Origin of the sequence: Acidovorax sp. 69, from assembly GCF_002797445.1 — a bacterium.
Lineage (GTDB): Bacteria > Pseudomonadota > Gammaproteobacteria > Burkholderiales > Burkholderiaceae_C > Acidovorax.
Map to the genome: position 1 here is coordinate 3,928,516 of NZ_PGEP01000001.1, position 19,311 is coordinate 3,947,826.

Sequence of the window (19,311 nt, forward strand, 5' to 3'; positions counted from 1 at the left end):
ATCATGCCCACATTCGTGATCGAGCGCACCATTGCCGGTATCGGGGCTGCCAGCGCGGCAGACCTGCAAGCCATCTCCCGCACATCGTGCGACGTGCTCCGCAGCATGGGCCCGGACGTACATTGGGTCCAAAGCTATGTGACGGGGGACAAGGTCTACTGCGTCTACAACGCCGCCAGCGAACAGCTTGTGCGCGAGCATGCCCGGCTGGGCGGCTTCCCCATCGACAGCGTAGCGCGGGTCGTCACCACCATCGACCCCACCACGGCTGAGGCCTGATGCCCCGCTGTGTGCCAGAACACCACCCATTGTTGAGGAGACTTGCCATGACAAGCAGCGTTTACGAAGCCCAGAAAAACTTGCGCGGCCAATACAAGCACACGCCCGCGTCGGCCCGGGTCACCGACGAGGCGTTCACTCGCGGGCGCGACTTGGCGGATCCCTTCCATTCCCAGGTTCATGTCGTGAACGGCGGCTCCGCGGCCATACCGTTCGGCGTGCACAGCGGCGTGGGGGGGCCGTATGACGCGCCTTGTCCAGGCGACCTGCTGTGCGCCGCGCTGGCCGCTTGCCAGGAGTCGTCAATCCGCCTCGTGGCAAACCTCATGGGGATCGAGCTGACCGCATTGGAAGTCCGCGTCAAGGCCACTGCCGACCTGCGCGGCGCCATGGGCATTGAGCCCGATGTACCAGTGGCCTTCCAGTCCATCGACTGCGACGTGCATCTGCAGGCACAAGATGGCACCCCGCCCGACATGCTGGACAAGCTGCGCGTGGCCGCCCAGCGGTGTTGCGTGGTGGGACAAACGCTGCTGTCACCGCCAACACTGAAAACCACCTTTCACATGGGTGAGGGGCAGTGACTGGGTTAACGGCAGAGCGACAGAGCGACGGCCCACGCTGGCGGAGACCATGGCACGGAGAGCAACCCTCCGCGCCCCCCCCGCGCAAGGGGTTGCCCAGCCCTCAGCCGCCTGGCACCGTCAGCAGGCCATCCGCCTTGAACATCGCGCGAATCCCCCGCACCGCCTGCCGGATCCGCGCCTCGTTCTCGATCAGCGCAAACCGCACGTACTCATCGCCCTGGTCGCCAAAGCCGATGCCTGGCGAAACGCACACCTTGGCTTTGTCGAGCAACTGCCGTGCAAACTCCAGCGAGCCCAGAGCGCGGTAGGGCTCGGGAATGCGGGCCCAGATGTACATGCTGGCTTTGGGGCAGTCCACAGCCCAGCCGGATTCGATGAGGCCTTTGTAGAGCACGTCGCGGCGGCGCTGGTACTGGGCGGCGATGTCTTTCACGCACTGCTGGTCGCCCTCCAGCGCAGCGATGGCGGCCACCTGCAGGGGCGTGAAGGTGCCGTAGTCGTGGTAACTCTTGATGCGGGCGAGCGCCGCCACCAGGTCCAGGTTACCTACCATGAAGCCAATGCGCCAGCCGGCCATGTTGTAGCTTTTGCTCAGGGTGAAAAACTCCACCGCCACGTCCTTGGCGCCGGGCACTTCCATGATGCTGGGGGCACGGTAGCCGTCATACACGATGTCGGCATAGGCCAGGTCATGCACCACCAGGATGTCGTGCTTCTTGGCCAGGGCGATCACGCGTTCGAAGAAGCCCAACTCCACACACTGCGCGGTGGGGTTGCTGGGAAAGCCGAAGATCATCATCTTGGGCTTGGGGTAGCTGCCGCGGATGGCTTTTTCCAGCTCGGCAAAAAAGTCCACATCGGGCGCCACGGGCACGCTGCGGATGTCAGCACCGGCAATCACCGCGCCGTAGATGTGGATGGGGTAGCTCGGGTCGGGCACCAGGACGGTGTCGCCCCGGTCCAGCGTGGCCAGCATCAGGTGGGCCAGGCCCTCTTTGGAGCCGATGGTGACGATGGCCTCGGTGTCGGGGTTGATGTCCACCGCATAGCGGTCTTTGTACCAGTGGCTGATGGCGCGGCGCAGGCGCGGAATGCCTTTGCTGGCGCTGTAGCCGTGGGTGTCGGGCCGCTGGGCCACTTCGGTGAGCTTGGCGACGATGTGCGGTGGCGTGGCCCCGTCAGGGTTGCCCATGCTCATATCGATGATGTCTTCGCCACGGCGGCGGGCGGCGAGTTTCAGCTCGGCCGTGATGTTGAAGACGTAGGGAGGGAGGCGATCAATGCGCGCAAAGCGGCGCTTGCCTTGAGAAGCAGACATGCTGGTGAACTTTCACGTAAGCGCCCGGAACCGTCCGAGCGACGTGGCCAACAATGGGGTTGGCCCGCGTTCAATGTATCTCACAACGCGGTGATCCATCCGCACATTGCAGCGCTGTCGCGCCGCCGCTACGGTCAGGCCGCTGCGCCCTGTGTGGCACGTTGAATGGCGCGCTCGCTCATCAACGCCCAGGCAAACATGGCCACACCACCAATGCCCAACAGCACACCCACCCAGCCGGTGGATGTCCAGCCCATGCCCTGCGCAATGGCAACACCCCCCAGCCACGCGCCGAGGGCGTTGGCGGCATTGAAGGCCGAGTGGTTGAGTGCGGCGGCCAGCGTTTGTGCGTCGCCCGCCACGTCCATCAGCCGGATCTGCAGCGCGGGGCCAATAGCGACCACGGTGCCCAGGAAGAAGGTGGCCAGCGCAGCGCTGACAGGGTGGTGTGCTGCAGGCACAAACAGCGCCATGACTACGATGGACCACAGCAGCACCTTGCCCACGGTGGGCATGAGGGCCTTGTCGGCCATGCGCGAGCCGACGATGTTGCCCGCCACCATGCCCAGGCCAAACAGTGACAGCACAAAGGGCATGAGCGCAGGGGGCATGCCCGCTACTTCCAGCAGCGTGGGCTTGATGTAGCTGAACACCGCGAACATCCCGCCAAAGCCGATGGCACCAATGCCCAGCGTGAACCACACCTGCTTGCGTGCCAGAGCCCCCAGCTCACGCAGTGGGCTGGCGCCGTGAGACGCGGGCATGGCAGGCACCCACAGCCGCAACATGACCACAGCCGCCACAGCGATGAGACCCACGAAGACGAAGGCAGCGCGCCAGCCAAAGTGCTCGCCCAACGCCGCCGCAATAGGCACGCCGACCAGCGTGGCGGTGGTCAGCCCGAGCATGACCCAGCCCACGGCGCGCGCCCGGCGCCCTGGCGGTGCCAGCGCCGCAGCCACCAGTGCGGCCACGCCAAAGTAGGTGCCATGTGGCAGGCCGGTGAGCAAACGCATGGCGCTGAGCGAGGCATAACCAGGCGCCAGGGCCGATGCAAAATTGCCCAGCGCATACACCACCATCAGCGCCATCAGCAGTGCGCGCCGCCCCCAGTGGGCGCACAGCACCGCCAGCACGGGCGCACCGACCACCACGCCCAGGGCATAGGCGCTGATGACGTGGCCGGCCTGCGGAATGCTCACGCCAATGTCGCGCGCCACCTCGGGCAGCAGGCCCATGATGACAAACTCTCCCGTGCCGATGGAAAAACCACCCACCCCGAGGGCCAGCACGGCACGCACCAGGGTGCGCTCATCAGTGCGGTCATCGGCGGGGGTGAGGGTGGTAAACGATGAGGACGGGGACACGGTCATGGCAATCGGAGGGAGCTGCACAGGCGAACAGCAGCGACAAGAGAATGGCGCGGGGAAGCAACCCCACACAGACAAGGGAAAACCCTAGCTTTGGAACCATAACATGCCCCGCCATGCGGCGCTGACGCGGGGGATTGACACCAACAAAACATCTCGCGCCACCCGGCCTGCACCGCAGCGTCCTCGACAAGATCCGACCACAGGTTGGATGGGCGCACCTGCCGCAGGCCGAGCGCAACCACATCACCGCGTGTGGCATCGACGGGACGCATGGCCCGACAGTGTGGAGCGATCTGGCCCGGATGCCGGGCTGCTGAAGCGCCTGCCAGGCCAGTCGCTCCTCCTCCACTGCGTATTTCTGCGCGCGCCTTGCCGCGTTACCGCGAAGCCACCAGCAACTGCACAAACATCTGCACCTTGGCGTTGCACTCGGGGCTGATGGAGGTGAACTCCAGCCCTGCCAACCACTGGTCGCCCTCCGGCTTGAAGGTGATGACACGGGCGTACACGTCCATGGCGCGGTAGTCCACCAGCGTCAGGTCGAACTCCAGCTTGATCTCGCTGTGCAGCTCCAGAGGCTCGGTCACCTCAACCAGCAGGCCGTGGTAGCCGATGTCCCGGATGGCCGCGTGTACGATTTGCGGCACGATGATCTTGTCCTGCAAGCGCTGGCACAGACAAGGCAGGCGGGCATCCACGCGGTGGCTGCGGCGGAACTCCTGCCGGGGCACCTTGAGCTTGCGCGATGGAATGGCCACCAGTTCGCGCAGGCTCACGGGTTCGTGCCGACCCTTCACATACACCAGCATGGGTGCCGTGGCCGACACCAGCCCCCAGCAGCGCTGGTAGGTCGCCTCGCTGATGAGCACCTGGCCCCGCAGGCTGAAGGCCTCGATGCGCGAAGCCAGGTTCACCTCTTCGCCAATCACGGTGTACTCGGAATACAGCTCCGACCCAAACCGGCCCGCCATCACATTGCCCGTGTTCACGCCAATGCCCAGAAACACCTGGGGCAGGCGCTCACGCATGTGCTCCAGGTTCAGGTCACGCATGGCGATCTGCATCTCCACGGCACACAACAGCGCACGGTCCACGTCGTCGTCGCGGGCCACCGGTGCGCCGAACAACACCATGATCGAGTCGCCCATGAACTTGTCGATGGTTCCCTGGTGCTTGAAAACTACTTCACTCAGGCGCGACAGACAGCGGTTGAGCGCCGCGATCACCACGGCCGCTGGCAGCGATCCCGACAGTGCCGTGAAGCCCCGCAGGTCCGCGAGCAGGATGGTGACTTCACGCGGCGCCACGGCCAGGCCGTCTGTGGCGGCACCTTCGGGGCACTCGATGCCGCGCAAGATGATGGCCATTTCGGCCTGTGCCGAGTCACTCAGGGGCGCGCCGGTCTCGCGCTCGATCAGCGCCTGCAGGCGGCGCACGGCGTCGTGGTTGAATTCTTTGTGCATGAAAGACGGGGGGTATGAACCTGTTCAAAGGCCGGATTGCCAGCGCACACCCGCCCCAAGACGCGCGATGGCAACCAGCCCACAACAACACCCAGAATAGGCGCCCGTCCCGGGGTGGGTCAAGCCGGTGAAACCAGTGCGGGCCAAACCGCAACACCCCGCGCTTGCAGTGCGCGGGCCCGGTGCGCGGCCTGCACAGCGCTGGCGCCATGCAAGACACTGAAACTTTGAGTCATTTTGGCCGCCAGCGCTTGAATATCAAGCGCTGATAGCTATCAAAATCAAAGCAATCAGCACCTAGCTAAACGACGCTATCACCGGGTGCTGCGCCCCCACAGCGCTGCCACCCACGGGCTTGCGCTGTTTGCACAAGAACTCCCCCGACACCCCGTCATAGTCCCAGCGTGCGGCGTACCGAGTCCACCCGCCAGGCGAGGCACCCGAGGCTTCGATGCTCAGCACCACCAGGCTGTTCGGGCTGCCATGGCGCAGGCGGTGCGACACCGCCGTGCCCGCACGGCTGGCCCACAGGCCCGGCCGGGGCTCCAGCAAGCCAGGCTCGTGCACATGGCCCGACAACAGCATCTGAGCGCCGGCAGTCTGCCAGCGTTGCACGGCTTCGTCGGCGCGCGCGGGGCGATGCGCGGGGTCGTCCGCAGTGCGGCCTACCAGCGGGTGGTGGCTGGCCACAATGCGCCACGCATCCGGCGGTGCACGCGCCAGCAACAGGGCCACATGCTCAATCTGCGCGGATGACAAGCTACCCCGCTCATGGCGCCAGGCGCGGGTGGTGTTCACCCCCACCACATAAAACGCACCGGCTTGCCGAACGGGCTCCTGATCGATCCCGAACCAGTGGGCATAACGTTCATAGGCCCGCCCCCAACGCAACCACCACGCAAACAGCGGCAGGTCGTGGTTGCCCGCCAGCACCAGGGTGGAACGCGCATGCAGGCCGTGTACAAAATGCGCCGCCTGCTCAAACTGCGCTGCGGTGGCGCGCTGGGTAAGGTCCCCCGACACCACCACCATCGACACCCCCAGCCGGTGCGCCAGACGCTGCACCGCATCACACACAACACGGTCATGTGCGCCGAAGTGCAGGTCCGACAAATGCATCAAGACAGTCATGGTAATGGCCTGGGCACTGCGGGCGAATGACAGCGCCGCATCACGCGGGCAGCAAACCGGGCACAGGCGCGGGCGCATCCTGTGGCGGCGTGGCCATCACACCATGAGCGTCCGGCGCATCGGCTCGCACCTGATTGCCGGGCGCTACCAGCCACAACGGCCGCGCGCTCAGGCGAAAGTGCAGGGGCGGCGACATCCATTCGCGCTCGCCATCAAAAGCCACCTTGACTTGGGGTGGGCGCCAGCTGGCCGGGGCCACGCTCAGCTCAGAACAGGCCATGCTGACCACCGCATTGTCTTTGCCCAGCTGGCCTGTGGCCGCATTCCACACCGTGCGCGCAATGGCCCAACGGCCCTGGGGCTTGAGCATCACTACCGCCAGCTGCCCGCCGTCGGCCACCATCTGCGCCTGTGGCAGGCCCATTCGATCCAGCTGCAAAGGGTTGTTGCCCACGAACAGCGTGGTGACCAGGTGCTCCTCCTGGCGTGCTTCGGCGCCCTGGTGGGTTTTCATCACCACCCGCCAGCGGCGGCTGGATGCGGGGCGGAACAGACTCCAGACCGCAGAGGCCACAGCGACCCAACGCGATCGCCCAAACCGGCGCGAGGCCATTTCGCGATCGGCCAGCAACTTGGGGTACAGCCCCACACTGGCATTGACCACAAACATGCGGCGGTTGACAAACCCCACCTGCACAGGCCGCACATCGCCCGCGTGCAGCGCTTGCAACAAGTCCTGCACGGCGGTTTCGGGGTCCAGCGCCAGGCCGTGTTCACGGCTGAAATAGTTGAAGGTGCCCATGGGCACCACCCCCACCGGCACCCCGGCGCGCAACGCCGCCGCAGCCACCGCATTGATGGTGCCGTCGCCCCCAGCAGCGACCACCAGCCCACCGTCTGCATGGGCGGCTTGCGCTGCGGCCTCGGCCAGCGGCACGATGTCGCCGCGCCGGTCGGGCACATGCCAGACGACGTCGTGAGTTTGCAAGGCAGGCACGCCCTCCAGCTTGGCGCGCAACAGGTCCAGGTCCGCCCCTGGGCGCTTGGGTACCACCAGGTGGATAGGGCCATGGAAGCGGATGGGGGGTGGATGCTCAAGAGGTGTCATGGTGCAGATCTGCAGCGGGGCCACAGACACAGGCGATACCAGTGTCTACACCCCGAAGTTCGGATTTTTCAAGGCCCCATGCTCGCAGCCCGACCGGCGCTGCACAGCCAGCCACCGCCCACTGCCCTTGTCGGCGCAGGCCGACAACCACAGGCCAGCCGTCACGACGACGGTGCTGCTGCAGTCCCTGGTGGCATTCACCCAGAAACTTTGAGGCTGCTGGACGGTCCTGTACAAAGGGCCGCCGTGCGGCGGGCGTGACACACCCCGGCCGCAGCCGAATCCCTACAACAACGATGCCCCCTTCAACGACAACCACCACTGCAGCCACCACCCTCACCACACAGGCCGCCGAACTCGGGACCCTCCTCGCCCACCACCCGTTGGCCGTGTGGGCAATCGGCATGCTGGCCGCTGCGCTGCTGGGGTTGGCGGGCCTTGCAGCCCTGCGTTGTGTGCAGCGACACCGCCCTGTATTGCCCCCTGTACCCCCCATGCGAGCGCACGGGACTTTGCTGGCGGCCATGGGTGTATCCGCTTGCACATGGGTGCTGGCGGGTGCCGCCATGGCCGACTTGGCAGCAAGCGGCCGCCCCGGCGGACCTTGGGGGGCGTTGGACGACGCATTGGCAGCGGGCCTGCAGGTGCAGACGCCCACCGCTGTACTGCAGCTGTTCTCCGCACTCACCCACCTGGGCGACACCGGGGTGCTGACGGCGTTGACCGCCACGGTGACCCTGGTGCTGTGGCAGCGCCAGCAGCGGTTGCTGGCCACCGGCTGGCTGGTGGCCATGGCCGGCAACGGCGCCCTGACCCGTGTGCTCAAGAACCTGTTCGAGCGGGTGCGGCCTGAACACCTGCACGGCATTGCGCAGGCAGAGGGATTCAGCTTTCCCAGCGGGCACAGCAGTGCATCCATGGTGGCCTACGCCATGCTGGCCTACCTGGCAACACGGCAACTGACACGCCCATGGCATGCCCCTGCCGTGGCAACCGCAGGGGTCCTGATCTTCACCACCGGATGGAGTCGCGCTGTGTTGCAGGTGCACTACGCCAGCGATGTGCTGGCAGGCTGGCTGCTCGGGGGAACATGGATGCTGTGCACCGTGCTCATCATCGAAAGCCTGCGGGGCTGGCGCACCCCAGCGCCCGGTCGGGCCCGGGCCTGAACACTCAGATCGCGACGAGGTTGCGAATGCCCTTGGCCTCCATCTCGCTGCCGGGGCCGCGTGCAATCACCTCGCCGCGCTCCATCACCAGGTAGTCGTCAGCCAGTTCCTCCGCGAAGTCGTAGTACTGCTCGCACAGCAGGATCGCCATCTCACCCTTGTCGGCCAGCATGCGGATCACGCGGCCGATGTCCTTGATGATGCTGGGCTGGATGCCTTCGGTGGGCTCGTCCAGGATCAGCAAACGCGGGCCGGGGGCCAGCGCGCGGGCAATCGCCAGTTGCTGCTGTTGCCCCCCCGACAGGTCACCGCCCCGGCGCTTGAGCATCTGCTTGAGCACAGGGAAGAGTTCATACAGGTGTGGCGGCACGGGGGTAGAACCACTTTTGTAGGCCAGGCCCATGCGCAGGTTTTCTTCCACCGTGAGGCGGCCAAAAATCTCGCGGCCCTGTGGGACGAAGCCGATGCCGGCGCGCGCACGGTCATACGGCGTGGCTTTGTCGATGGGTTTGCCATCGAACGTGATGCTGCCGCTCTTGATGGGAACCAGCCCCATGAGGCTTTTGAGCAGCGTGGTTTTCCCCACCCCATTGCGACCGAGCAGCACGGTGACTTTGCCGGGCGTGGCAGTGAGGCTCACGTCGCGCAGGATGTGGGAGCCGCCGTAGTACTGGTTGATGTTTTGGACGGTGAGCATGGTGACCTGGAGTGTTTTGAGCTTGTAGCGCCTATTCCATATGCGCCAGTAGCTATATTTTTGATAGTGGATGCCTTCACCGACCGAGGTACACCTCGATCACGCGCTCGTCGGCCTGCACCTGGTCGAGCGTGCCTTCGGCCAGCACCGACCCATCGCACAGCACCGTCACCTTCTCGGAGATGGTGCGGATAAAGCCCATGTCGTGCTCCACCACCATGAGCGAATGTTTGCCCTTGAGCGTGAGGAACAGCTCAGCAGTGCGTGCGGTCTCCTCGTCTGTCATGCCCGCCACGGGCTCGTCGAGCAGCAGCAGCTTGGGGTCCTGCATCAGCAGCATGCCAATCTCCAGCCACTGCTTTTGCCCATGGCTCAGGTTGCCGGATTGGCGCGTCACGCTGTCGGCCAGGTGGATGGTGTGCAGGATGTCGGCCAGCCGGTCGGACTGCGCTGAGTCGAGCTTGAAGAACATGCTCGACTTCACGCCCTTGTGGGTCTTCAAGGCCAGCTCCAGGTTCTCGAACACGCTGAGCTGCTCGAACACGGTGGGTTTCTGGAACTTGCGGCCTATCCCTAAGCTGGCGATCTCGGGCTCGTTGTGGCGCAGCAGGTCGATCGTGCTGCCGAAGAACACTGTGCCCTGGTTGGGCCGCGTCTTGCCGGTGATGATGTCCATCATCGTGGTCTTGCCCGCGCCATTGGGGCCGATGATGCAACGCAGCTCGCCGGGGGCAATGTCCAGGCTCAGGCCGTTGATGGCCTTGAAGCCATCAAAACTCACATGCACGTCTTCGAGGTACAGGATGCGGCCATGGGCCACGTCCACTTCGCCAGGGACGGCGACACGCGAGAAACCTGCGGCACGGCCGCCGGATTCGGTTTGGCCCGTGGCCGCTGGCGCCAGCTTTTCCTGAAAACGCCGCGCCCCTTCTTCCATCAGATCGGGCGTCATTGCGCGGCTCCCTTCGTCGCGGTTGTTTTTGCCTGGGTCTTGGCCTTGAGCTTCTTCACCAGCCCCACCACGCCATCGGGCAGGAACAGCGTGACGGCAATGAACAACGCGCCCAGAAAGTACAGCCAGAACTCTGGCGCCGTCACCGTGAGCCAGCTCTTGGCACCGTTGACGATGAACGCACCGACGATGGGCCCGATCAGCGTGGCACGCCCCCCCACGGCGGCCCATACGGCGATCTCGATGGAGTTGGCGGCGCTCATCTCGCCGGGGTTGATGATGCCGACCTGGGGCACGTAGAGCGCACCCGCCACACCGCACATCATGGCACTGATGGTCCAGATGGTGAGCTTGTAGGGCAGCGGCGAGTAGCCCGAGAACATGACCCGCGTCTCCGCATCGCGCACGGCCTGCAGCACGCGGCCGAACTTGCTGCGCACCAGCCAGCGCGCCAGCAAGAAGAAGCCGAGCAGCGACAGCCCGGTCATCACAAACAGCAGCATGCGCATGGTCGGAGTGGCAATGGGCGTGCCCAGAATGCGCTTGAAGTCGGTAAACCCGTTGTTGCCGCCAAAGCCCGTCTCGTTGCGAAAGAACAGCAGCATGGCCGCATACGTCATGGCCTGGGTGATGATGGAAAAGTACACGCCCTTGATGCGCGAGCGGAAGGCGAAGTAGCCGAACACGAACGCAATCACGCCCGGCACCGCCACGATGAGGAACAGCGTGGCGACGAAGCTGTCGGACAACATCCAGTGCCAGGGCAGCTCCTTCCAGTCGAGGAACACCATGAAATCGGGCAGATCGCTCTTGTAGTTGCCGTCGCGGCCAATCTGGCGCATGAGGTACATGCCCATCACGTAGCCGCCCAAAGCGAAGAACAAGCCGTGGCCCAGGCTCAGGATGCCGGTGTAGCCCCAGATCAGGTCCATGGCCAGCGCGCAGATGGCGTAGCACATGATCTTGCCGACCAGGGCCACGGCGTAGTCGCTCATGTGCAACGGGCTGCCCGCAGGCACCCACAGGTTGAGCACGGGCGCCACGGCGCACACCACGATGAGTGCAACGAAAAATGCAGACCAGCCGCCGCGTGAGAGCAGGGGTACCGGAGCGGGCAGCTGGATGGGGGAAGTGGATGGAGTCGTCATGGTGTGTCTGTCTCTGTCGGCCACTCAATCTGCGGTGCGGCCCTTGACCGCAAAGATGCCCTGGGGCCGCTTCTGGATGAAGATGATGATGAACACCAGAACTGCAATCTTGGCCAGCACCGCACCCGCCCAGCCTTCCAGAAATTTGTTGAGCACACCCAGGCCCAGCGCCGCATACACCGTGCCTGCCAGCTGGCCCACGCCGCCCAATACCACCACCATGAAGGCATCGACGATGTAGCTCTGGCCCAGGTCGGGGCCCACGTTGCCCACCTGGCTCAAAGCACAACCTGCCAGGCCCGCGATGCCCGAGCCCAGCGCAAAGGCCATGGTGTCGATGCGTGCGGTGTTCACGCCCATGCACGACGCGATGGGGCGGTTTTGGGTGACGCCGCGCACAAACAAGCCCAGGCGCGTGCGGCCGATCAGGTAGCCCATGCCCAGCAGCACGGCGATGGCAAAGCCGATGATGACCAGCCGGTTGTAGGGCAGCGTGAGGTTGGAGAGCACCTGCACCCCGCCACTCATCCACGCAGGGTTCTCCACCCCCACGTTCTGCGCGCCAAAAATCGTGCGCACCAGTTGCATCAGCACCAGGCTGATGCCCCAGGTGGCCAGCAACGTCTCCAGCGGGCGGCCGTACAGAAAGCGCAGCACGCCACGCTCCAGCACCGCGCCCACGGCGGCGGATGCGCCAAAGGCCAGCGGCAGCGCAGCGACCAGATACCAGTCAAACGCGCCCGGAAAATACTTTTGAAAGATGCCTTGCACCACATAGGTGGCATAGGCGCCAATCATCATCAGCTCACCATGGGCCATGTTGATGACGCCCATGAGGCCGTAGGTGATGGCCAGGCCCAGCGCCACCAGCAGCAGGATGGAGCCCAGGCTGATGCCCGAGAACGCAGCGCCCAGGCGCTCGCCCCAGGCCAGTTTTTCATCCAGCGCCTTGAGGGCCGTTTGCAGCGCGGCCTTGACCTTGGGGTCTTCTTCGACCGTGGCCCGCTCATTGAGCAGCAGGCGCGTGTCGGGCGTGGCGCTGAGTGACAGTGCCTGGGCAGCGGTGATGCGCTGTGCGGCGTCGTCACTGCCCAGCAACGTGGCAGCGCGGGCCAGCTCCAGCTGGGTCTTGATGTTGTCGTTGGTTTCCAGCGCAAGCGCCTTGTCCAGCAAGGGCAAACGCCCCGCATCGGGCTCTTTGGTCAGCGCCTTGGCAGCGGCCATGCGCCGGGTTTCGTCTTTGCCAAACAGCGCCAGGCCCGCCAGGGCCGTGTCGATCTCGCCGCGCATGCGGTTGTTGTTGATGATGTCTTCGGCATCGGCAGGCACGGGCACTTCGGCGCCAGTCACAGGGTCGATGCCCTTGTCGTCACGCACGATCAAGGCCTTGCCGCCCGCCACTTTCACCGCATCGTCAGCCAGTGCCTGCAGAAAGGCGGCGATGCGCTCGCTGGGATCCACCACGGCCTGCTGCACAGCGGCCACACGGTCATCGGTCTCGCCAGCGGCCATGGCCAGGGCCTGCTCAGCGGTGAGGGCGTTCGCTTGAACCGTGGCACACAACAGTATGCAGGCAAGCAGCCGGGAAAATAGTGAGGAAAGCATGGAAGGGCCAGTCGGTCAAAAAGGCGGTCGGCCTGTGCCACGCGCACAGCCCATACCAGTGCCCCCGCGCAAGGGCCGCCCCGCCGCGCTGGGGGCGTCCCCCTGCCCGCATCGCGCAGCGATGCGAGAGCGGGGGGAAGGCGCAAAGCGCCTCAGGGGGGTTACTTCTTTTCGGGCTCGTCCTTCTTCTTGTCGTTGCCTTCGATGTAAGGGCTCCATGGCTTGGCCTTCACAGGGCCAGGGGTCTTCCACACCACGTTGAACTGGCCGTCGGCCTTGATCTCGCCGATGAACACGCTCTTGTGCAGGTGGTGGTTCTTCTCGTCCATCTTGGAGACGATGCCCGACGGCGCCTTGAAGGTCTGGCCGGCCATGGCGGCGATGACCTTGTCCACATCGGTGCTCTTGGCCTTTTCAACCGCTTGCTTCCACATGTTGATGCCGATGTAGGTGGCTTCCATCGGGTCGTTGGTGAGCGGCTTGTCCTTGTGTCCAGCGATGCCCTTGGCTTTGGCGTAGTCGCCCCACTTCTTCATGAACGCGGTGTTCTCTGGGCTCTTGATGGACTGGAAGTAGTTCCAGGCGGCCAGGTGGCCCACGAGCGGCTTGGTGTCCACGCCGCGCAGCTCTTCTTCGCCCACGCTGAATGCGACCACGGGCACGTCCTTGGCCTTCAGGCCCGCGTTGCCCAGTTCCTTGTAGAAAGGCACATTCGAGTCGCCGTTGATGGTGGAGACCACCGCCGTCTTGCCGCCCTGGCTGAACTTCTTGATGTCGGCCACGATGGTCTGGTAATCGCTGTGACCAAACGGCGTGTACTTTTCGTCGATGTCGGAATCCTTCACGCCCTTGGACTTGAGGTAAGCGCGCAGGATCTTGTTGGTGGTGCGGGGATAGACGTAGTCGGTGCCCAGCAGCACCCAGCGCTTGGCGCTGCCGCCGTCCTTGCTCATCAGGTAGTCCACCGCAGGGATGGCCTGCTGGTTGGGCGCGGCACCGGTGTAGAACACGTTCTTGGACAGCTCTTCACCTTCATATTGCACGGGGTAGAACAGCAGGCCGTTCATTTCTTCGACCACCGGCAGTACCGACTTACGGCTCACCGAGGTCCAGCAACCGAAGATGACCGAGACCTTGTCCTGGCCCAGCAGTTGCTTGGTCTTTTCAGCGAACAGAGGCCAGTTGGAGGCAGGGTCCACCACCACGGGTTCGAGCTTCTTGCCCAGCACGCCGCCCTTGGCGTTGATCTCGTCGATGGCCATCAGCACGGTGTCTTTCAACACAGTTTCCGAAATGGCCATGGTGCCCGAGAGGCTGTGCAAGATGCCGACCTTGATGGTGTCCTGTGCGTAGGCGGGCAGAGCCGACAGGCCAGCGAGCGTAGCGACGGCCGCGAGGGCCTTGAGGGAATAACGACGTTGCATGTGTGCTTCTCCGGTGGGTGGTTTCAAACCGCTTCGGCCGACGGGCTCCTTCGTGGAACCTTTGGATCGGTCGATGGATTGAATTCTGGAGACAGCCCCCGCCTTCGCAAATACGCCGGGTGGCGTACATCATCACAAGGCCTTCCCCCTCCCCGCGCTGGAGAAGGCCGCAGGCACCCGGGATGTGCAAACGTCGCAAGGGCCGGAACGGCGGGATGCGGCAGACGCCCAGCGCACAACGAGGATCCGCAGCAACGCCCCGCGGGATGGCCCAGGCACCAGAACCCTTCATGGCATCAGGGTATCTACGCATTTACACCAAAAAACGATCTATCCGACTGCATCAAACATGTGGATTTCCACAATGGAGAGGGCGGATCTGCGACGTACAGTCACGCACCCCGTTTTTGTTGTCCCAGAGGCACCCCATGCAACCCAGCCATTCCACGCCCAAAAAGCTGCCCCTCTACCGATCCCTTTACATCCAGGTGCTCACCGCCGTGGTGGTGGGGGTTCTGCTGGGGCACTTCTACCCGGCCCTGGGCGAGCAGATGAAGCCCCTGGGTGATGGTTTCATCAAGCTGATCAAGATGATCATCGCGCCCATCATCTTCTGCACCGTGGTGATCGGTATCGCGGGCATGGAAGACATGAAGAAGGTGGGCAAGACTGGCGGGCTGGCTCTGTTGTACTTCGAGGTCGTGAGTTCGGTGGCCCTCGTCATTGGCCTGATCTTCGTCAACGTGTTGCAGCCGGGCGCGGGAATGAACGTGGATGCCTCGACGCTGGACACCAAGTCCATCGCGGCCTACACCGGCCCCGGCAAGATGACCACCACCACGGACTTCCTGCTGAACATCATCCCCACCACGCTGATCGACGCCTTCGCCAAGGGCGAGATCCTGCAGGTGTTGCTGATCGCGGTGATGTTCGGCTTTGCGCTGCACCGCTTCGGTGGCCGCGGCACGCTGGTTTTTGACATGATCGAGAAGACCTCGCACGTGCTGTTCACCATCGTGGGCTACATCATGAAAGTGGCCCCCATCGGCGCTTTCGGTGCGATGTCGTTCACCATTGGCAAGTATGGCGTGGGCACGCTGCTGTCCCTGGGCAAGCTCATGGGCGTGTTCTACCTGACCTGCCTGATCTTCATCTTCGTGGTGTTGGGCACGATTGCCAAGTTCCACGGCTTCTCGATCTGGAAGTTCATCAAGTACATCAAGGAAGAGCTTCTCATCGTGCTGGGCACCTCGTCCAGCGAATCGGTGCTGCCGCGCATGATGGAAAAGATGGAGCTGCTGGGCGCCAAAAAATCCACCGTGGGCCTGGTGATTCCCACTGGCTACTCGTTCAACCTGGACGGCACCTCTATCTACCTGACCATGGCGGCCGTGTTCATTGCCCAGGCCACCAATACGCCCATGACACTGACACAGGAGATCACGCTGCTGGCCGTGTTGCTGCTCACCTCCAAGGGCGCAGCGGGCATCACGGGCAGCGGCTTCATCGTGCTGGCGGCCACGCTGTCGGCGGTGGGCACGGTGCCGGTGGCGGGCCTGGCACTGATCCTGGGCATTGACCGCTTCATGTCCGAAGCCCGCGCACTGACCAACCTGATCGGCAACGGTGTGGCCACCCTGGTGGTGGCCAAGTGGACGGGTGACCTCGATACCGAGCAACTCGACAAGCACCTGAACAACCCCGGCTGGCAGGACGCCCAGGAGCCCGAGGTGCTGCTGGACAAAAACACGGCCCACATGGACACTTCGGCCCGACCCTGATCCCCATTTTGTTGGAACCTCACCAAGGCCCTGCCCGGTTAACCCGGGCAGGGCTTTTTTTGTCCCGTCGCCAAGACTTGAACGCAAGCGTCCACAGACCACGCACAGAGGCCCCACCCGGCACCAGGGGTGGATGCCGGCGGGGCTCCACCGCTTTGCCAAGCGTGTGCCGCACAGCGTCACATAGCCGACATTCACCATGGGCATTGCGCTGCACAGTGGCGCTAGGATGGCCCCCTGCCCTTGCCGCTCATCGCCCCCTGTGAGGCCATGGTGGCAGGCGCGCACCTTTTTTGAACATTCAGGACAACCCATGGTGAAACGACGCACAGTGCTTCTCGGCGGCGGCGCAACAGCTGGCGCGCTGGTCATCGGCTGGGGAGTGATGCCCCCACGACAGCGCCTTCACACTGCGCAGCGCCTGCCCCCGGCGCCCGGGCAGGTGGCGCTCAACGGCTGGCTCAAGGTGGATGCGGACAACACGGTGACCGTGATGATGGCCAAGTCTGAAATGGGCCAAGGCACACACACCGGCCTGGCCGCGATCCTGGCCGAGGAGCTGGACGCCGACTGGGCCCAGGTGCGGCTGGAGATGGCGCCCATCGATGACATCTACAACAACCTGGCCACTGTGGTGGACGGCCTGCCGTTTCACCCAGACAACGACGGCACGATCAAGGCCGTGGCAGGCTGGCTCACCGCCAAAACCATGCGCGAGGTGGGTGTGATGATGACGGGCGGCTCGTCCAGCATCAAGGACTTGTGGCAACCCATGCGCGAGGCCGGTGCCCACGCCCGCGCCCTGTTGATCAGCGCCGCCGCCGCGCAGTGGAAAGTGCAGGCGGCCGAATGCACCACCAACGCAGGCTGGGTGGAGCACGCTGCCGGTCAACGTGCCACGTTTGGCGAACTGGCCGCAATCGCAGCGCAGCAGCCATTGCCGGGCAAGGTCACGCTCAAAAAACCCGCCGCATTCAAACTCATTGGCAAACCGCTGAAGCGCATCGAGGCGGCCTCCAAGCTCAACGGCACTGCGGTGTTTGGCATCGATGCCAACCCGCCCGGCCTGCTGCACGCCAGTGTGGTGATGTGCCCCACGCGCGGCGGCAAGGTGGCCCGCTTTGACGGTGCCGCCGCACAGGCGTTGCCGGGCGTGAAGAAGGTGCTGGCAGTGCCCCCCTTTCACGGCGGCACCGGCGCGGTGGCCGTGATTGCCGACACACCCTGGCACGCCAAGAAGGCGGCGGCGGCCGTCACCGTAGAGTGGGACCACGGCCCGGCCGCCACGCTGTCGAGTGCCGCCGTCATGACCCAGCTGGTCCAGGCGCTGGACCAGGCCCAGGGCTTTGGTTACCACAGCGTGGGCGACGTGGACACCGCCATGCAAGCAGCCACCACCACCCTCACCGCCGACTACCACGCGCCCTACCTGGCCCACGCCGCGATGGAACCCATCAATTGCACGGCGCAGTTCAAGGACGGTACTGCCACTGTGTGGACATCGACCCAGGTGCCGGGCCTGGCGCGCATGGCGGCCGCCAAGGCCCTGGGCATTGACGACAACCAGGTGACCGTGCACCAACTGCTGCTGGGTGGTGGCTTTGGCCGACGGCTGGAGGTGGACTACGTGGCCCAGGCCGCCGCGATTGCCAGGGCCGCCGATGGCGCGCCGGTGCAAACCCTGTGGTCCCGCGAGCAGGACACGCAGCACGACTTCTACCGCCCCGCCTGCGTGGCCCGTTTCAAGGCGGGGCTGGACGCGCAAGGCCAACTGGTGGCCTGGCACAACGTATCGGCCGGCCAGGCCATCGTGCCGCAGGTACTGGCCCGCACCTTTGGCCTGCCCGGCGCCGGGCCCGACAAGACCACGTCCGAAGGCGCGTTCGACCAGCCCTACGAGTGGCCCCATGCACGCATCGCCCACGAGATCATCGACCTGCCACTGCCCGTGGGCTTCTGGCGCTCGGTGGGGCATTCGCACCAGGCGTTCTTCAAAGAGAGTTTTGTCGACGAGGCGGCCCACGCGGTCAAACAAGACCCGGTGGCTTTCCGCGCCGCGCTCCTCCAGAAGCACCCGCGCCACCTGCGTGTGCTCAAAACTGCCGCAGAGCTGGCTGGCTGGGGCACGCCCCTGGCCGCCAATGCCACGGGCACCCGGCGCGCGCGGGGCATCGCGCTGCACCAGTCGTTCGGCTCGATCGTGGCGCAGGTGGCCGAAGTGTCGGTGGGGCCTGACAAGGCCCTGCGCGTGCACCGCGTGGTGTGTGTGATCGACTGCGGCGCAGCGGTCAACCCCAATCTCATCACCCAGCAGATGGAAAGCGCCGTAGTGTTCGGCCTCACTGCGGCAGTGCATGGCGAAGTGACCATCAAAGACGGCCAGGTGCAGCAAAGCAACCTGCACGACTACCCCCTGCTGCGCATGGCCGATTGCCCTCAGATCGAGACCCACATCATCGCCAGCGCCGAACCGCCCGAGGGCGTGGGCGAACCCGGTGTGCCCCCCATCGCACCCGCCGTGGCCAATGCGGTGTTTGCCTTGACCGGCCAACGCCTGCGCGCATTGCCCCTCAAGCTCAGCTGACCCCGACGCACCGGAGCCCCCATGACCACCACCATCACCCTCAACGGCCAACCCATCGCCGTCCATGCCGAACCCGACACGCCCCTGCTGTGGGTGCTGCGCGGCGAGCTGCAGATGAACGGCACCAAGTTTGGCTGCGGCATGGCCCTGTGCGGCGCCTGCACCGTGCACCTGAACGGCGAGCCCGTGCGTGCCTGTATCACGCCCCTCTCTGCGGTCGGCAATGCCCCTGTGACCACCATCGAAGGCCTGCAGGGCCCCGAAGCCACGGCGCTGCGCGAGGCGTGGACGGCGGTCGACGTGGCCCAATGTGGCTACTGCCAGAGCGGACAGCTGATGTCCGCCTGCGCACTGCTCAAGAAAACGCCACGGCCCAGCGACGCCGACATCGCTGCCGCCATGTCGGGCAACGCCTGCCGCTGCGGCACCTACCCGCGCATCCGCGCGGCCATCCACCAGGCGGCGGGGAACAAAGTGGCTTGATGGGTTTTTATTATTTTGATAGCAAACTATCCAATAAATACAAGCACTTCACTGCATTTTCGCCACATTTTTTCTACCCTGACTCTGACGGCTTGCGTCCCACGGGTCGCGCACGCACACCGCTCCAGCCCACCATGGCCCGCATGCGCCACGGTTTGTGCACGAAGAGGGGGCTGGATAGCGCCGGACACGGGGGTGCGGCCAGGCGG

General features: G+C 64.8%; 16 protein-coding genes. 6 read left to right on the forward strand and 10 right to left on the reverse strand.

Translation table 11 applies throughout. The annotated features are described in order from the left end of the window. Window positions 1-3 precede the first annotated feature (3 nt). Both CLU85_RS17995 and CLU85_RS18000 read left to right on the forward strand, forming a co-directional pair. Window positions 4-279, forward strand: a complete 276-nt coding sequence (locus tag CLU85_RS17995; protein WP_100411463.1) for a DUF4242 domain-containing protein — start codon at window positions 4-6, stop codon at window positions 277-279. Window positions 280-326: 47 nt separating this feature from the next. Then, window positions 327-863, forward strand: coding sequence for an OsmC family protein (locus CLU85_RS18000; protein ID WP_100411464.1), 537 nt, complete (start codon window positions 327-329; stop codon window positions 861-863). A 103-nt stretch (window positions 864-966) separates the two neighbouring features. Here the strand turns inward: CLU85_RS18000 and alaC are convergent, their stop codons facing one another. The 5 genes from alaC to CLU85_RS18030 all read right to left on the reverse strand — a co-directional run bounded on the left by alaC (window position 967) and on the right by CLU85_RS18030 (window position 7,259). Next, window positions 967-2,184 carry an alanine transaminase gene (alaC, locus tag CLU85_RS18005; RefSeq protein WP_100411465.1) on the reverse strand — a complete coding sequence of 406 codons (1,218 nt, stop codon included), beginning with the start codon at window positions 2,182-2,184 and terminating at the stop codon, window positions 967-969. Between the two features lie 134 nt (window positions 2,185-2,318). Next, the gene (locus CLU85_RS18010) at window positions 2,319-3,557 is read right to left on the reverse strand and encodes an MFS transporter (protein WP_100411466.1); all 1,239 of its coding nucleotides are present in this window, start codon (window positions 3,555-3,557) and stop codon (window positions 2,319-2,321) included. Between the two features lie 377 nt (window positions 3,558-3,934). Beyond that, window positions 3,935-5,020, reverse strand: coding sequence for an adenylate/guanylate cyclase domain-containing protein (locus CLU85_RS18020; RefSeq protein ID WP_100411467.1), 1,086 nt, complete (start codon window positions 5,018-5,020; stop codon window positions 3,935-3,937). 297 nt (window positions 5,021-5,317) lie between these two features. Beyond that, on the reverse strand, window positions 5,318-6,151 hold the full coding sequence (locus CLU85_RS18025; RefSeq protein WP_100412634.1) for a metallophosphoesterase: 834 nt from the start codon (window positions 6,149-6,151) through the stop codon (window positions 5,318-5,320). A gap of 40 nt (window positions 6,152-6,191) precedes the next feature. After that, a complete protein-coding gene (locus CLU85_RS18030; RefSeq protein ID WP_232727862.1) occupies window positions 6,192-7,259 on the reverse strand; it encodes a diacylglycerol kinase family protein in 1,068 nt (355 codons plus the stop codon). Between the two features lie 296 nt (window positions 7,260-7,555). Here CLU85_RS18030 and CLU85_RS18040 point away from each other — a divergent pair, with 296 nt between their 5' ends. Further along, the gene (locus CLU85_RS18040) at window positions 7,556-8,428 is read left to right on the forward strand and encodes a phosphatase PAP2 family protein (protein WP_100411469.1); all 873 of its coding nucleotides are present in this window, start codon (window positions 7,556-7,558) and stop codon (window positions 8,426-8,428) included. Window positions 8,429-8,432: 4 nt separating this feature from the next. Here the strand turns inward: CLU85_RS18040 and urtE are convergent, their stop codons facing one another. The 5 genes from urtE to urtA all read right to left on the reverse strand — a co-directional run bounded on the left by urtE (window position 8,433) and on the right by urtA (window position 14,254). Next, window positions 8,433-9,125, reverse strand: a complete 693-nt coding sequence (urtE, locus tag CLU85_RS18045) for an urea ABC transporter ATP-binding subunit UrtE (RefSeq protein WP_100411470.1) — start codon at window positions 9,123-9,125, stop codon at window positions 8,433-8,435. A 76-nt stretch (window positions 9,126-9,201) separates the two neighbouring features. After that, window positions 9,202-10,077, reverse strand: coding sequence for an urea ABC transporter ATP-binding protein UrtD (gene urtD / locus CLU85_RS18050; RefSeq protein ID WP_100411471.1), 876 nt, complete (start codon window positions 10,075-10,077; stop codon window positions 9,202-9,204). Continuing rightward, window positions 10,074-11,225 carry an urea ABC transporter permease subunit UrtC gene (gene urtC / locus CLU85_RS18055; protein ID WP_100411472.1) on the reverse strand — a complete coding sequence of 384 codons (1,152 nt, stop codon included), beginning with the start codon at window positions 11,223-11,225 and terminating at the stop codon, window positions 10,074-10,076. Before urtC ends, urtD begins: the two co-directional genes overlap by 4 nt. A 24-nt stretch (window positions 11,226-11,249) precedes the next feature. Further along, window positions 11,250-12,830 carry an urea ABC transporter permease subunit UrtB gene (gene urtB / locus CLU85_RS18060; protein ID WP_100411473.1) on the reverse strand — a complete coding sequence of 527 codons (1,581 nt, stop codon included), beginning with the start codon at window positions 12,828-12,830 and terminating at the stop codon, window positions 11,250-11,252. Between the two features lie 161 nt (window positions 12,831-12,991). Further along, on the reverse strand, window positions 12,992-14,254 hold the full coding sequence (gene urtA, locus CLU85_RS18065; protein ID WP_100411474.1) for an urea ABC transporter substrate-binding protein: 1,263 nt from the start codon (window positions 14,252-14,254) through the stop codon (window positions 12,992-12,994). Window positions 14,255-14,682: 428 nt separating this feature from the next. Here urtA and CLU85_RS18070 point away from each other — a divergent pair, with 428 nt between their 5' ends. The 3 genes from CLU85_RS18070 (at window position 14,683) to CLU85_RS18080 (ending at window position 19,102) form a co-directional block, all read left to right on the forward strand. After that, on the forward strand, window positions 14,683-16,035 hold the full coding sequence (locus CLU85_RS18070) for a dicarboxylate/amino acid:cation symporter (RefSeq protein WP_100411475.1): 1,353 nt from the start codon (window positions 14,683-14,685) through the stop codon (window positions 16,033-16,035). 313 nt (window positions 16,036-16,348) lie between these two features. Next, window positions 16,349-18,619 carry a xanthine dehydrogenase family protein molybdopterin-binding subunit gene (locus CLU85_RS18075; RefSeq protein ID WP_100411476.1) on the forward strand — a complete coding sequence of 757 codons (2,271 nt, stop codon included), beginning with the start codon at window positions 16,349-16,351 and terminating at the stop codon, window positions 18,617-18,619. A gap of 21 nt (window positions 18,620-18,640) precedes the next feature. After that, a complete protein-coding gene (locus CLU85_RS18080) occupies window positions 18,641-19,102 on the forward strand; it encodes a (2Fe-2S)-binding protein (RefSeq protein ID WP_100411477.1) in 462 nt (153 codons plus the stop codon). Window positions 19,103-19,311: the final 209 nt, after the last annotated feature.

Excerpts from the sequence above, each read along its gene's own strand:
- CLU85_RS17995 (WP_100411463.1), top strand. The coding sequence starts at position 4 with ATGCCCACATTCGTGATCGAGCGCACCATTGCCGGTATCGGGGCTGCC.
- CLU85_RS18000 (WP_100411464.1), top strand. The coding sequence starts at position 327 with ATGACAAGCAGCGTTTACGAAGCCCAGAAAAACTTGCGCGGCCAATAC.
- alaC (WP_100411465.1), bottom strand. The coding sequence starts at position 2,184 with ATGTCTGCTTCTCAAGGCAAGCGCCGCTTTGCGCGCATTGATCGCCTC.
- CLU85_RS18010 (WP_100411466.1), bottom strand. The coding sequence starts at position 3,557 with ATGACCGTGTCCCCGTCCTCATCGTTTACCACCCTCACCCCCGCCGAT.
- CLU85_RS18020 (WP_100411467.1), bottom strand. The coding sequence starts at position 5,020 with ATGCACAAAGAATTCAACCACGACGCCGTGCGCCGCCTGCAGGCGCTG.
- CLU85_RS18025 (WP_100412634.1), bottom strand. The coding sequence starts at position 6,151 with ATGACTGTCTTGATGCATTTGTCGGACCTGCACTTCGGCGCACATGAC.
- CLU85_RS18030 (WP_232727862.1), bottom strand. The coding sequence starts at position 7,259 with ATGACACCTCTTGAGCATCCACCCCCCATCCGCTTCCATGGCCCTATC.
- CLU85_RS18040 (WP_100411469.1), top strand. The coding sequence starts at position 7,556 with ATGCCCCCTTCAACGACAACCACCACTGCAGCCACCACCCTCACCACA.
- urtE (WP_100411470.1), bottom strand. The coding sequence starts at position 9,125 with ATGCTCACCGTCCAAAACATCAACCAGTACTACGGCGGCTCCCACATC.
- urtD (WP_100411471.1), bottom strand. The coding sequence starts at position 10,077 with ATGACGCCCGATCTGATGGAAGAAGGGGCGCGGCGTTTTCAGGAAAAG.
- urtC (WP_100411472.1), bottom strand. The coding sequence starts at position 11,225 with ATGACGACTCCATCCACTTCCCCCATCCAGCTGCCCGCTCCGGTACCC.
- urtB (WP_100411473.1), bottom strand. The coding sequence starts at position 12,830 with ATGCTTTCCTCACTATTTTCCCGGCTGCTTGCCTGCATACTGTTGTGT.
- urtA (WP_100411474.1), bottom strand. The coding sequence starts at position 14,254 with ATGCAACGTCGTTATTCCCTCAAGGCCCTCGCGGCCGTCGCTACGCTC.
- CLU85_RS18070 (WP_100411475.1), top strand. The coding sequence starts at position 14,683 with ATGCAACCCAGCCATTCCACGCCCAAAAAGCTGCCCCTCTACCGATCC.
- CLU85_RS18075 (WP_100411476.1), top strand. The coding sequence starts at position 16,349 with ATGGTGAAACGACGCACAGTGCTTCTCGGCGGCGGCGCAACAGCTGGC.
- CLU85_RS18080 (WP_100411477.1), top strand. The coding sequence starts at position 18,641 with ATGACCACCACCATCACCCTCAACGGCCAACCCATCGCCGTCCATGCC.